Annotated in this window: 15 protein-coding genes; 2 read left to right on the top strand and 13 right to left on the bottom strand. The window is 71.6% G+C overall.

Annotated features, from left to right (window positions below):
• Positions 1-65: 65 nt before the first annotated feature.
• The 7 genes from ACWDN5_RS43670 to ruvC all read right to left on the bottom strand — a co-directional run bounded on the left by ACWDN5_RS43670 (position 66) and on the right by ruvC (position 6618).
• A complete protein-coding gene (locus tag ACWDN5_RS43670) occupies positions 66-584 on the bottom strand; it encodes an adenine phosphoribosyltransferase (RefSeq protein WP_449680404.1) in 519 nt (172 codons plus the stop codon).
• Between the two features lies 1 nt (position 585).
• The gene (secF, locus tag ACWDN5_RS43665) at positions 586-1800 is read right to left on the bottom strand and encodes a protein translocase subunit SecF (RefSeq protein WP_310970433.1); all 1215 of its coding nucleotides are present in this window, start codon (positions 1798-1800) and stop codon (positions 586-588) included.
• A gap of 1 nt (position 1801) precedes the next feature.
• On the bottom strand, positions 1802-3610 hold the full coding sequence (secD, locus tag ACWDN5_RS43660) for a protein translocase subunit SecD (protein WP_449680403.1): 1809 nt from the start codon (positions 3608-3610) through the stop codon (positions 1802-1804).
• Positions 3611-3827: 217 nt separating this feature from the next.
• Complete coding sequence (yajC, locus tag ACWDN5_RS43655) at positions 3828-4235, bottom strand: preprotein translocase subunit YajC (protein WP_310970430.1); 408 nt, start codon at positions 4233-4235, stop codon at positions 3828-3830.
• 120 nt (positions 4236-4355) lie between these two features.
• The gene (gene ruvB, locus ACWDN5_RS43650; RefSeq protein WP_310970428.1) at positions 4356-5423 is read right to left on the bottom strand and encodes a Holliday junction branch migration DNA helicase RuvB; all 1068 of its coding nucleotides are present in this window, start codon (positions 5421-5423) and stop codon (positions 4356-4358) included.
• A gap of 8 nt (positions 5424-5431) precedes the next feature.
• Complete coding sequence (ruvA, locus tag ACWDN5_RS43645; protein ID WP_449680402.1) at positions 5432-6028, bottom strand: Holliday junction branch migration protein RuvA; 597 nt, start codon at positions 6026-6028, stop codon at positions 5432-5434.
• Positions 6025-6618 carry a crossover junction endodeoxyribonuclease RuvC gene (gene ruvC, locus ACWDN5_RS43640; protein ID WP_310970424.1) on the bottom strand — a complete coding sequence of 198 codons (594 nt, stop codon included), beginning with the start codon at positions 6616-6618 and terminating at the stop codon, positions 6025-6027. The genes ruvA and ruvC overlap by 4 nt, the downstream gene beginning before the upstream one ends.
• Before the next feature lie 75 nt (positions 6619-6693).
• On the opposite strand from ruvC, the gene ACWDN5_RS43635 reads away from it, so the two are divergent.
• Positions 6694-7134, top strand: coding sequence for a cupin domain-containing protein (locus ACWDN5_RS43635; RefSeq protein WP_310970422.1), 441 nt, complete (start codon positions 6694-6696; stop codon positions 7132-7134).
• Here the strand turns inward: ACWDN5_RS43635 and ACWDN5_RS43630 are convergent.
• From ACWDN5_RS43630 to ACWDN5_RS43610, 5 genes are all read right to left on the bottom strand, one after another.
• Positions 7131-7682: a DUF4262 domain-containing protein gene (locus ACWDN5_RS43630; RefSeq protein WP_310970419.1), complete on the bottom strand. Its 552-nt coding sequence runs from the start codon at positions 7680-7682 to the stop codon at positions 7131-7133. The genes ACWDN5_RS43635 and ACWDN5_RS43630 overlap by 4 nt on opposite strands.
• Positions 7683-7768: 86 nt before the next feature.
• The gene (locus ACWDN5_RS43625; RefSeq protein ID WP_091310751.1) at positions 7769-8524 is read right to left on the bottom strand and encodes a YebC/PmpR family DNA-binding transcriptional regulator; all 756 of its coding nucleotides are present in this window, start codon (positions 8522-8524) and stop codon (positions 7769-7771) included.
• A gap of 41 nt (positions 8525-8565) precedes the next feature.
• Positions 8566-9183, bottom strand: a complete 618-nt coding sequence (pdxT, locus tag ACWDN5_RS43620) for a pyridoxal 5'-phosphate synthase glutaminase subunit PdxT (protein ID WP_310970417.1) — start codon at positions 9181-9183, stop codon at positions 8566-8568.
• A 402-nt stretch (positions 9184-9585) separates the two neighbouring features.
• On the bottom strand, positions 9586-9906 hold the full coding sequence (locus tag ACWDN5_RS43615; RefSeq protein ID WP_310970415.1) for an AzlD domain-containing protein: 321 nt from the start codon (positions 9904-9906) through the stop codon (positions 9586-9588).
• Positions 9906-10595, bottom strand: coding sequence for an AzlC family ABC transporter permease (locus tag ACWDN5_RS43610; protein WP_449680401.1), 690 nt, complete (start codon positions 10593-10595; stop codon positions 9906-9908). The genes ACWDN5_RS43615 and ACWDN5_RS43610 overlap by 1 nt, the downstream gene beginning before the upstream one ends.
• Before the next feature lie 69 nt (positions 10596-10664).
• On the opposite strand from ACWDN5_RS43610, the gene ACWDN5_RS43605 reads away from it, so the two are divergent.
• Positions 10665-11228, top strand: a complete 564-nt coding sequence (locus ACWDN5_RS43605) for a helix-turn-helix domain-containing protein (RefSeq protein ID WP_310970608.1) — start codon at positions 10665-10667, stop codon at positions 11226-11228.
• Here ACWDN5_RS43605 and ACWDN5_RS43600 read toward each other — a convergent pair.
• A partial coding sequence (locus ACWDN5_RS43600) for a hypothetical protein (protein ID WP_449680400.1) occupies positions 11229-12404 on the bottom strand: 1176 nt, incomplete at its 5' end.

Genomic DNA, 12404 nt, shown 5'->3' with positions numbered 1-12404 from the left:
GTCCGAGGTCCCGAATGAGTCATTCGCGGCGTTGGGAACCGGCTACCGCACCCGGCGAGCGGCATTCAGCAGGTTCGGAGAGCGTGGACCTTGCGGTCGCCGAGGACCTGGCGGCCGCCCAGGGCGGCCAGTTCCAGGACCACCGAGACGCTGTCGACCACCGCGCCCGCGTCCTCCAGCAGCTTGCCGGTGGCCGCGACCGTGCCGCCGGTGGCCAGGACGTCGTCGAGGATCGCGATGCGCTGGCCCGGGCGGACCACGCCGGCCGGGAGCTCGACCGTCGCTGTGCCGTACTCCAGGGCGTAGTCGACGCGGCCCGCCACCGCCGGCAGCTTGCCCGGCTTGCGGATCAGCACCACGCCGAGGCCGCGGGCGTACCCGACGGCCGCGGCGAGGAGGAACCCGCGGGCTTCCACACCCGCGAGCGCCTCGACACCGGGCGCCAGCGTTTCCGCCAGCGCGTCGGTCACCGCCTTGAACGCACCCGCGTCCGCGAAGAGCGGGCTCAGGTCGCGGAACAGCACGCCGGGCTCGGGGAAGTCCGGCACCTCGGCGATCAGGCCGAGGGCGTCGTCGAGCTGCACGTCAGCGCTTCCGCTTCCCGGCCGGGCGCTGCTTCTGGATCCGGGCGGGGACGCTGGCCGCGGCCGCGTACGCCTTCTCCTTGCGCAGTTCCTTGGCCAGCGCGTCGTCGTCCGAGGCGTCGAAGTCCTCGCCCGCCGCCTTGCGCTCCTGGCTGGCCCGGCGCTGGCGGACCCGCTCGGCCTGCTGCGCGTACTTCGGGTCGCGCATCTTGAAGTCGACCAGCAGCGGCGTCGCCAGGGCGACCGACGACAGGACGCCGACGAGGGTACCGGTGAGCTGCACCAGCGCCAGGTCCTGCAGCGTGCCCGAGCCGAGCAGCACGTACCCGACGATGAGCAGGCCGAGGATCGGCAGCAGCGCGATGAACGCCGTGTTGAACGACCGCATCAGGGTCTGGTTCAGCGCGAGGTTCGCCGCTTCGCCGTACGTGCGGCGGGTCAGGCCGAGCAGGCCGCGCGTGTTCTCGCGGACCTTGTCGAACACCACCACCGTGTCGTACAGCGAGAACCCGAGGATGGTCAGCAGGCCGATCACGGTCGCCGGGGTGACCTCGAAGCCGACCAGCGAGTACACACCCGCGGTGACCAGGATGTCGTGCAGCAGCGAGATCAGCGCCGCCAGGGCCATCCGGCCGTCGAAGTAGACCGCCAGGAAGATGACCACCGCGACGAGGAACACGCCGAGCGCGATCAGCGCCTTCTGCGAGATCTCGCCACCCCAGGACGCGCTCACCGCGCTGTCGCTGATGGCCTGGACGCTGGGCTGGCCGTTGGTGCCCTTCGGGCCCAGGTCGGTGAACAGGCCCTGCTTGAGCTTGGCGACGTCGGCCGCGTTCAGCGTGTCGGTGCGGATCTGGATGGTCGCCGCGTTGCCGGTGCCGACCTTCTGCGCCTCCGCGGCCGGGCGGCCGAGAGCCTTCTGGAACGACTCCTTCGCCTGCTCCTCGGTGATCACGCCGTGGATGCCGTCGGCGGGCATCTGGATCTGCGTGCCGCCCTCGAACTCGATGCCGAGGTTGAAGCCGCGGAAGATCATCGAGGCGAGGCACACCAGCACCAGCGCCGAGAAGAAGATGTACCAGCGCTTGCGCTTGCCGACGACGTCGAACGCACCGGTGCCGACGTACAGCCGGTGGAAGACGCTTTCCTTCTTGCCGGGCTTCACCGTCGCCTTGGCGTTGCCCTCGGCGTCCGTACCCAGTTCTTCGACCCCCACGTCAGGCCTCCTTCACGTTCGCGCGGCCGACCGAGGTCGACTTCTTACGCTGCGAACCCACTTGCTGCACGGCGCCGAGACCCAGGTGCCTCGGATTGGACAGGAAACTGTTCTTGGACGTGGACACCATGGCCACCAGCGGGTGCGTCACCAGGTACACGACGACCAGGTCGAGCACCGTGGACATGCCGAGGGTGAACGCGAAGCCCTGGACGTCGCCGACCGCGATGACGTACAGGATCGCCGCGGCCAGGAAGCTCACCGCGTCCGAGGCCAGGATGGTGCGCCGGGCGCGGACCCAGCCGCGCGGCACCGCGGACCGGAACGTCCGGCCCTCCCGGATTTCGTCCTTGAGCCGTTCGAAGTAGATGACGAACGAGTCCGCCGTGATACCGATGGCGATGATCAGGCCGGCGATGCCCGCGAGGTCGAGGGTGTAGCCGATCCAGCGGCCGAGCAGGATCAGCACCGCGAACACCAGCGCGCCGGACAGGGCCAGCGACAGGATGGTGAGCACGCCGAGCAGCCGGTAGTAGAACAGGCAGTAGATGAAGACCACCAGCAGGCCGATGCCGCCGGCGATCAGGCCGGCCTGCAGCGAGGCCAGGCCGAGGGTCGCCGACACCGTGGTCGCGTCGGAGGACGCGAACGACAGCGGCAGCGAGCCGTACTTGAGGATGTCCGAGAGGTTCTTCGCGTCGGTCTGGGTGAACTTGCCGGTGATCTGGGTGTTGCCGTCGAGGATGGCCACCTGGATGTTCGGCGCGGACACGACCTGCGTGTCGAGCACGAAGGCGGCCTGCTGGCCGGTGTTCTTCGAGGTGAAGTCCGCCCAGATCTTGGTGCCCTCGCTCTTGAAGCTGAGGTTCACCACCCACTGGCCGCGCTGCTGGTCGTAGCCCGAGGTCGAGTCGGCGATCTCGGTGCCCGGCAGGAACTCCGGCTCCAGCAGGTACTTGTACGTGTCGTTGTCACCGCACGCGACCAGCGGCAGCTTGGGGTCGTCGTTGCCCTCGAGGGGGTCCTTGGCGTTCGGCGCGCAGGTCAGCGCGGCCATCGCCTTCGAGACGAGCTCCTGGTTCGGCTGGCCGTCGGCGCCGATCAGCTGCGGGTTCTGCCGGAGGGCCTTGGCGGCCTGGATCTCCTTGGCGGTCTCGGCGTCGACCGAGCCGTCCGCGGGAGCGGGAGCCGGCGCCGGGGTCGACGACGCGGGCGGCGGGGTGCTGCTGCTCGGGGCGGCCGGCGTGGTGCTCTGCTGCTGGGCGAGGGCACCCGCGGCACCGCCACCGCCGGTCGCGGAGGTGGGCGGCGCGCTCGCCGTGGTCGTCGGCGGCTTGGTGCCCGTCGCGCCCGCGGTCGGCGTCGGCGCGCCCGAGGTCGGGGTGCCCGTGGCCGGCGGCGGGGTGTTCGTCTGCGGTGGCACCACCGGCTGGGTGGCGCTCGAGACGACCTTGCGGAAGCCCAGCTTCGCGGTCTTGCCCAGGTTCTTCGCCTGGTCGCCCTGCTCGCCCGGGACCGTGATGACGACGTTGTTGCCGTCGAGGAGGACCTCGGTGCCGCTGACGCCGATCCCGTTGACACGGCGCTCGATGATCTGGCGCGCCTGGTTCAGGGACTCCCGGGTCGGCTGGCCGCCGTCGGGGGTGCGGGCGGTGAGCGTGACCCGGGTGCCGCCCTGCAGGTCGATGCCCAGTTTCGGGGTCGGCTTGTGGTTGCCGGTGAGGAACACCAGCGCGTACAAGGCGATCACGATCAGGGCGAACAGGGCGAGATAGCGTCCCGGGCGGAGATGCCCGGCTGAAGCTGCCACGGTGCTTCGGTCTCCTCGGACGGGGTGGACCCCAAAGTTGCGGTGCCCGCCCGGAGGGTTACCGGGAGGGACTGTGTGCGATTCACTCCCGGGCACGGGTATGACGGCGGACACGCACGCAGCACCGAGACACTACTCGGTGCTGCGTGAGCCCGGCGTGCGAGGCCGTACCGACTTTCGTCGGGAGTCCCGGCCCGGCCCAGGAGTGCCGCGGGGGCTACTTCTTGCCGTGCTCCAGCGGCGGCGCCACCTGAGCGGTGGTCTGCGGCTCGTCGGCCTTGACGGCGGTCGGCTCGATGGTCTTCGGCTCCTCGGCGGGAGCCTCCTCGACCTCGTCGATCGCGTCCTCGTCGGTCTCGACGACCGGCTCGACCTTCTCGCGGACGGCCAGCCGCAGCCAGGTGGTGACGACACCGGGCGCGATCTCGATGTCGATCGTGGTGTCACCGGAGGCGTCGGCGACGGTGCCGTAGAGACCCGAGGTGGTCATCACGCGGTCACCGGGCGCCAGGCTGCTCTGCAGTTCCTGCTGCGCCGCCTGCTGCTTCTTCTGCTTGCGCGTGCTCATCACCAGCGGCACGGCGAGGACGAGCACGAGCAGCAGGGGCAGCAATAGCTGTTGCATGATTCTCCGTTCGACGAACACCCGGGCCCAGCCGAAATGTCCGGTTTTTGGGTATGTGCTCCGGTCAAGTGTGCCAGGTACCAGCGCGGACGCCAGCACCCACCCGCCGGTACGGGCCGCTCAGTCCTGCTCGAACAGCGACGGCCCGCCCTGGTCCGGGCGCCCCGGGAGGTCCGCGGGCGGCACCATGCCGAGGTGTTCCCACGCGGACGCGGTCGCGACGCGGCCACGCGGGGTGCGGGCGAGCATACCGGCGCGCACGAGGTAGGGCTCGCACACCTCTTCCACGGTGGTCGCCTCCTCCCCCACGGCCACCGCCAGCGTCGAGATGCCCACCGGACCGCCACCGAAAGACCTGGTCAGCGCGGTGAGCACGGCCCGGTCGAGGCGGTCGAGACCCAGCTCGTCGACGTCGTAGACGGCCAGCGCGGCGCGGGCGACGTCACGGGTCACCTTGCCGTCGGCGCGGACCTCGGCGTAGTCGCGGACGCGCCGCAGCAGCCGGTTCGCGATCCGGGGCGTGCCCCGCGAGCGGCCGGCGATCTCGGCGCAGCCGTCGCGGTCGATCGGGATGTCGAGGATCGTCGCGGCCCGGCGCACGACCAGCTCCAGCTCGGCGTCGGTGTAGAACTCCATCTGGCCGGTGAAGCCGAACCGGTCGCGCAGCGGGCCGGTCAGCGAGCCGGACCGGGTGGTCGCCCCGACCAGCGTGAACGGCGCGATCTCCAGGGGGATGCTGGTGGCGCCGGGGCCCTTGCCGACGACGACGTCGACCCGGAAGTCCTCCATCGCCAGGTAGAGCATCTCCTCGGCGGGGCGGGCGATGCGGTGGATCTCGTCGATGAACAGGACGTCGCCGGGCGCCAGGTTGGACAGCATCGCGGCGAGGTCGCCGGCGCGCTCCAGGGCCGGGCCGGAGGTGATCCGGATGGCCGCGCCGAGTTCGGCGGCGACGATCATCGCCATCGACGTCTTGCCCAGCCCGGGCGGGCCGGAGAGCAGGACGTGGTCGGGCGGCACGCCGCGGCGGCGGGCGCTCTCCAGCACCAGCTCCAGCTGCTCGCGCACGCGCGGCTGGCCGACGAACTCGTCGAGCTTCCGCGGCCGCAGGGTGCCCTCGACGTCGCGGTCGCCGGTCTGGGCCCACGCCGAGAGGGCCTCGTCCTCTTCCACCGCTTCATACTCCACGGCCGCGCCTACCGCTTCCGGCCGAGGGTGGCCAGGGCGGCGCGCAGGACGCTGGCGGTCGTATGGCCGTCACCGTCGGCGAGGACCTTGTCGACGGCCTGCTCGGCCTGCTTGGCCGGGAAGCCGAGCCCGGCCAGCGCCTCGACGACCTCGGCGCGCAGGGCGCCGGGGGCGGTGGCGGCGGGCGTGTCGCCCGTGCCGCCGAGGGCGGTGACCTTGTCGCGCAGTTCGAGGGTGAGCCGTTCGGCGCCCTTGCGGCCGATGCCGGGGACCGAGGTGAGCACGGTGATGTTGCCTTCGACCAGCGCGGCCCGCAGCTTGTCCGGGTCCAGCACGGCGAGGGTGGCCAGCGCGAGCCGGGGCCCGATGCCGGACACCGTCTGCAGCAGCCCGAACAGTTCGCGCGCGTCCGCGTCGGCGAACCCGAACAGCGTCAGCGAGTCCTCGCGCACGACCAGCGCGGTGTGCAGGCGGGCCTCCTCGCCGCGGCGCAGGGTCGCCAGCGTCGCCGGGGTGGCCTGCACGGCGAAGCCGACCCCGCCGACCTCGACCACGACGTGGTCGAGACCGACCGACAGGACTTCTCCGCGTACCGACGAGATCATCGTGCTGCTCCAGGGTTCTTGGCTTGGTTCGCCTGCTTCGCCGCCGCGGCGAGGCGGGCTTTGTGCGTGCGGGCCATTTCGGCCGCGCGGGCTTCGGCTTCGGCGAGCCGGGCCCGCATCGGCTCGCGCCAGAGGTGGCAGATGGCCAGGGCGAGGGCGTCCGCGGCGTCGGCCGGGTGCGGCGCGACCTCGAGGTTGAGCAGCCGCATCACCATGGCCGTGACCTGCGCTTTGTCGGCCCGGCCGGAGCCGCTGACCGCGGCCTTGACCTCGCTCGGCGTGTGGAAGACGACCGGCAGGCCGCGGCGCGCGGCGGCCAGGGCGACCACCCCGCCCGCTTGCGCGGTGCCCATCGCGGTCCGGACGTTGTGCTGGGCGAAGACGCGCTCGACGGCCACCGCGGCCGGCTTGTACTTGTCCATCCAGCGCTCGACCTCGTCGGAGATGCCGAGCAGGCGGTGGGCCAGGTCGGCATCGGCCGGTGTCCGCACGACGTCGACGGCGACGCAGCGGACGGCCCGGCCCTTGCCGCCGTCGACCACCCCCAGGCCGCACCTGGTCAGACCGGGGTCGACCCCGAGCACCCGCACCCGTTCTTCCTTCCCGCCGCGAACACCAGTTCGAGCTTGCAGGCTACTGGGCGCGTCTGCGGCAGGATGGGTGACATGCCGGAGCCAGCGGATTTCGTCACCCACCTGGGGCTCGAGCCCTTGCCGGTCGAAGGCGGGCGGTGGGCGCAGAGCTGGCGGGCCGGGTCCGGCTCGGCGATCTACTACCTGCTCGTCGCGCCCGAACGGTCCGCGCCGCACCGGCTGGACCGCGTGGAGGTCTGGGTGCACCACGCGGGGGCACCCGCGCGGATGCTGCTGCTGCACCCGGACGGCTCGGTCGAGCGGCCGGTGCTGGGGACCGACGTCGCCGCCGGCGAACGCCCGCAGGTCGTCGTGCCCGCCGGGACGTGGCAGGCCACGGTCACGGGCGGCGAGTGGAGCCTGCTGGGCACGGTCGTGGTGCCGCCCTACACGGACGACTGCGTCGAGTTCGCGGCCGCCGGGGACCTGGCGCTGCGGTACCCGGAAGCGGCCGCCGACCTGGGGAAGTTCTAGGGGCCGTCGACCCCGGGGGTCCAGCTCTCGGGGTCACCGCTCTCGGTGAGCACCGGCTGCCACCGCGCGAAGCCCTCGGGCGCGTCCGGGTGCCAGGGGAACTTGCCTTCCGGCGTCGCGACGATCAGCTGCAGCGCCGGGAAGTCGCCGTCCGGGTAGATGAGGAACGCCGTGCCGAAGTACTCCGGGTAGTGGCCCTTGTTGACGCGTTCGAGGACGACCGGGACGCCTTCGAAGAAGTCGTCGTAGCGCTTGCCGACCTCGAAGATCTCGCCGTTGGCGGCGCGGTCGACGTAGGCGTCGAGCAGCACCTGCCCCATCTGGCCGGGCAGCCCGACCACGACCGCCTCCGGCACGTTGTGCAGCGCCCACGCGCAAGCCGTGAAGGAGTAGCCGGCGCCTGCGTCGTCCGAGGCGACGTTGATGACGGCGTTGCCGCGTTCCTTCGCCTGCTCCTCGATCCATTCGATGAGGCGCAGTTCTTCCGCGGACAATTCGGCGGTGATGTCGGCGGCAGCGGCGGGGGTCGTCGAGGTCACGGCGCACATTGTGCCTGACGAGGCCGCCGGAGCCCAGGGCCCGGGCCGGAAAGTTTCCGACCCGGGCCCGAAAGTGGTGCGCTACAAGGGAAAACTCAGCCGACTTCGGCGAGCACCTCGTCGGAGACGTCGAAGTTGGCGTAGACGTTCTGGACGTCGTCGCAGTCTTCGAGGGCGTCGATCAGCTTGAAGACCTTCTTCGCGCCGTCGGCGTCGAGCGGGACGCTCACCGAGGGCAGGAAGGTCAGGTCGGCCGACTCGTATTCGAAGCCGGCGTCCTGCAGCGCCTTGCGGACCGGCACCAGGTCGGTCGCCTCGGAGACGATTTCGAAGCTCTCGCCGAGGTCGTTGACCTCTTCGGCACCGGCGTCGAGGACCGCCATGAGGACGTCGTCCTCGGCCGCGTCACCCTTGGGCATCAGCACGACGCCCTTGCGGTTGAACAGGTAGGCCACCGAGCCCGGGTCGGCGAGCGAGCCGCCGTTGCGGGTGAGCGCGGTCCGGACCTCCGACGCCGCACGGTTGCGGTTGTCGGTGAGGCACTCGATCAGGACGGCGACCCCGTTCGGGCCGTAACCCTCGTAGGTGATGGTCTGCCAGTCGGCGCCGCCGGCCTCTTCACCGGCGCCGCGCTTGCGGGCGCGCTCGATGTTGTCCTGCGGGACCGAGTTCTTCTTCGCCTTCTGGATGGCGTCGTAGAGCGTGGGGTTGCCATCCGGGTCGCCACCACCGGTGCCCGTGCGGGCGGCCACCTCGATGTTCTTGATCAACCGCGCGAAGAGCTTGCCGCGCTTCGCGTCGAGGTTGGCCTTCTTGTGCTTCGTGGTGGCCCACTTGGAGTGGCCGCTCATCTCTCCTCCATCTGTTCCGTACCCCGGCCGGGCACCGCGTCTCAGGCAGCCTTTCGCACGAGGTCGACGAACAGCCGGTGCACCCGCACGTCGGGCGTGAGTTCCGGGTGGAACGCGGTCGCCAGCACCGCCCCCTGCCGGACCGCGACGATCCTAGCGGTGCCGGAGTCGACGCCGGGCACACCGCTGACGGTGGCCAGCACCTCGACGCCGTCACCGGCCTTTTCGACCCAGGGAGCCCGGATGAAGACGGCGTGGACGTCCCCGTCGACCCCGGCGAAGTCCAGGTCGGCCTCGAAGGAGTCGACCTGCCTGCCGAAGGCGTTCCGCCGCACGACGACGTCGAGCCCGCCGAGCTGCTGCTGGTCGGGCCGCCCGTCGAGGGTCTGCCGCGCCAGCAGGATCATCCCGGCGCAGGACCCGAAGGCGGGCAGCCCGTCGGCGATCCGCGCCTTGAGGGGTTCCAGCAGCTCGAAGCTCTCCAGCAGCCGCGACATCGTGGTGGACTCGCCGCCGGGCAGCACCAGACCGTCCACTTCGGACAGCTCGGCGGCCCGCCGCACGGGCACGGCCCGCGCGCCCGCTTCGGCCAGCATGGCGACGTGCTCCCGCACGGCACCTTGCATGGCGAGCACACCGATGAGCGGTTCCGACGACACCCGACCTCCCGAAAGACCTTCCCACCAGCCTAGACGCACTGGCTCGGCCCCTTCGCGGCAGGTCAGCCCCCGCTCCACGGCCGCCCCCGCGGCGGCAAGGGGCAAAACTGTCGGTGGCCTCCGGTAGCGTGGAAAACGGGGGGCGCCCCCGCGGGCCCGGCGATCGCTCGGTTTCAGCGTGATGGCCCTCCGATCACGCTCGATGCCCGCCTGATCACGCATGATGCCCGCCCGATCACGCGTGATGCCTTCTCTCGCACGCCAGGCCCGGCACGCCATGCCCGACACCTCGCGGGCCTGGCACGCCGGGCCCGACACCTCGCAGGCCTGGCACCTCAGGCCCAGCCGGCACCTCAGGCCCGGCCCGGTACGTCAGGCCCGGTACGGTCCGGCGCGGCGCCGTCAGGGGACGCCGGCCAGCCTCAGCAGGGCCGCCGTCGCCGCGGCGGCGACCACGACCACCACGAACGGCGCCTTCCGCCACGCCAGCACCCCCGCCACCAGCACCCCCGCGGGCCGCGCGAAGCCCGCGAAGCCGTGGCCCTCCGTCAGCGCGCTCACCGCGACCAGGGCCGCCAGCAGCACCACCGCCGCCAGCGCCATCAGCCTCTCCGCCCGCGGCGACAGCTTCACCCGGCTGCGCAGCACCGGGCCGGCGAACCGGAACGCGAACGTCCCCAGCGCCAGCACGGCCGTGCCGACCAGCAGCTCCACCCCGTCCATCAGCCCACCTCCTGCAGTTCCGGCTCCTTCGCCAGCGCCCCCACCACGACGCCCGCGAGCGCGAGCAGCACCGGCAGCCCGGCCGGCAGGAACGGCGTCGCGGCCAGCGCGACCACCACCCCGATCAGCACCGGCAGCCGCGCCGCGCGGTCCCGCAGCGACGGCAGGACCAGCGCCAGCAGCACCGCCGGGAAGGCCGCGTCTAGGCCGAACACGCTCGTGTCGCTGATCGCCGTCCCCGCGAACGCGCCGGCCAGCACGCCGGCGTTCCAGAACACGAAGATCCCCAGCCCGCACGCCCAGTACGCCGCGCGGCGGCGCCGGGCCTCGTCCTGGGCCATGGCGAACGCGACCGTCTCGTCGCTCATCAGGTGGCTGCCCACCAGCCGGGCCCAGCGCTGTCCGACGACATCGCCGACGGCGAAGCCGAACGGCAGGTGCCGCGCGTTGGCCAGCAGGCCGGCCAGCACGGCCGCGAACGGGTTGCCGCCCGCGGCCACGATCCCGATGAACATGAACTGCGACGCCCCCGCGAAGACCAGCAGCGACATCAGCATCGGCAGCCACACCGGGAAGCCGGAGCTCACCGCGATGGCGCCGTAGGAAACCCCCACGAGACAATCGGCGAGACAGACCAGGCCGATGTCACGGGCGAGGGCCCGATCGAGTGTTCGCCGTATCGAACGCATGTGTTCTATAGTGAACACAGGCCCTCGCGTTCGTCAAGGCGAACGTAACGACCGATGGAGCGAACAGCAATGTCGCAGGAAACGACGGGCGCGCCCCTGGAGATCATCGCGGCGTCCCTGCGCCGCGAACGGACCCGCGCGGGCTTGTCCCTGACGGAGGTCGCGCGCCGCGCCGGCCTGGCCAAGTCGACGCTGTCCCAGCTCGAGTCCGGCACCGGCAACCCCAGCGTCGAGACCCTGTGGGCGCTCGGCGTCGCCCTCGACGTCCCGTTCTCCCGGCTGGTCGAGCCCGAACGGCCCAAGGTCCGCGTCATCCGGGCGGGCAAGGGACCGACGGTGTTCGCCGAGCACGCCGACTACGCGTGCACGCTGCTGTCGGCCTGTCCCCCGTCCGCGCGGCGGGACATGTACCTCATCCGAGCGGAACCCGGCACGCCGCGGAGGTCCGACCCGCACATGACGGGCGTGATGGAGCACATCGTGCTGTGCGCGGGCCGCGCCCGGGTGGGCGTGCAGGAGGCCCCGGAGGAGCTGAACCCCGGCGACTACATTTCGTATCCGGGCGACGTCCCGCACATCTTCGAAGCCCTCGAGCCGGGGACGTACGGCGTCGAGATCTCCGAGTACATCTAGTCAGTCGTCCTCGTCGGGGGCGGCCGCGCCGCCACGCCGATCGGCGAGCCACTGCCGCGCCATGGCCGCGAGCGCCACCCCGGTCATGGCGACGGAGCCGATCATGTCGGGGGTGGAGGCCTGCGACTCGGCCGGCTCGAAGTGCGGGTGGTCCTGGGTGGTCACGGTGTGCTCGTGCGCGGGCTCCGCCTTGGCTTCGTTCTTGGCTTGCGCCGCTTCCCAGAGCTTCACGCCGGGCTCGGCGAGATCGGCGCCGTCTTCGGCGAGCTTCTCGGCGACCGTCTGCTCCCCCTTGAGCTTCTCGGCGAGGTCCTCCATCCGCTGTTCGCGCTCGGCGGGCGTATCGGGGCCGACCTCCCAGCCGTCCTTGTCGTCGTACCGGGCGACGACCTCGCTGTCGTCGAAGTCCGTGTTCCACGGTCCCGCGGCGGCATCGCCGGCTTCGTGCTCGCGCGGGGCCTGCTCGGGCTTGTCCGGGGCGTCGCGGTCGAGGTCCAGTTCGCCGGTCTCGGGGTCGAACTCGCCGCTGAAGGGGTTGGGCGCCTCGGGTTCCCGCTGCTCGGCGGCCTCGGTCTCGGAGGGTTGATCGCCACGCTCGGCTTGGTGCTCGCCGACCTCGTTCTGACGCTCGGCCGCTTCGTTCTGGTGCTCGGCTGCCTCGTCGCGACGCTCGTTCTGGCGCTCGGCTGCCTCGTCGCCACGCTCGGCCGGGCGCTCGCTTTGCTGCTCGGCCGGGCGCTCAGTCTGCTGCCCGGCAGCCTCACCGCTCGCCTCGGTTTCAGTGGTGACCACAGTTTCCTGCGACGCGGCGGCCTGCTCGCTCTGAGGTTTCGCCTCAGGGGACGACCAGTTGCCTTCCCACCCCGGCCCCCGCGGCTTCAGCTCCAACTCGAGCTCATCATCCTCGGGCGGCGGCTGATTGTCGGCCGAGTCCGGGTTTTCGGCATCGTTTCGCGCTGCATCGTCCGCGCCGGTTTCCGTGTCGTCGGTCCGGGTGGCGTCGGTCTCGGTGGCGTCGGTATCCGCGGCCTCAGCCTCGGCCGCCTCGGTCTCCGCGGCTTCGGTCTCCGCCGCCTCGGTCTCCGCCGCCTCAGACTCTGCCGCTTCGGTCTCCGCCGCTTCAGTCTCAGCGGCCTCAGCCTCCGCCGCCTCAGACTCTGCCGCCTCAGACTCTGC

This window comes from Amycolatopsis sp. NPDC003731 (genome assembly GCF_053586895.1).
This window is presented reverse-complemented; position numbering and strand designations above follow the sequence as displayed.

Coding starts and splice junctions, on each gene's coding strand:
- yajC (WP_310970430.1), bottom strand. CDS start 4,235: ATGCAACAGCTATTGCTGCCCCTGCTGCTCGTGCTCGTCCTCGCCGTG.
- ruvA (WP_449680402.1), bottom strand. CDS start 6,028: ATGATCTCGTCGGTACGCGGAGAAGTCCTGTCGGTCGGTCTCGACCAC.
- ACWDN5_RS43635 (WP_310970422.1), top strand. CDS start 6,694: ATGCCGGAGCCAGCGGATTTCGTCACCCACCTGGGGCTCGAGCCCTTG.
- ACWDN5_RS43630 (WP_310970419.1), bottom strand. CDS start 7,682: ATGTGCGCCGTGACCTCGACGACCCCCGCCGCTGCCGCCGACATCACC.
- ACWDN5_RS43625 (WP_091310751.1), bottom strand. CDS start 8,524: ATGAGCGGCCACTCCAAGTGGGCCACCACGAAGCACAAGAAGGCCAAC.
- ACWDN5_RS43615 (WP_310970415.1), bottom strand. CDS start 9,906: ATGGACGGGGTGGAGCTGCTGGTCGGCACGGCCGTGCTGGCGCTGGGG.
- ACWDN5_RS43610 (WP_449680401.1), bottom strand. CDS start 10,595: ATGCGTTCGATACGGCGAACACTCGATCGGGCCCTCGCCCGTGACATC.
- ACWDN5_RS43605 (WP_310970608.1), top strand. CDS start 10,665: ATGTCGCAGGAAACGACGGGCGCGCCCCTGGAGATCATCGCGGCGTCC.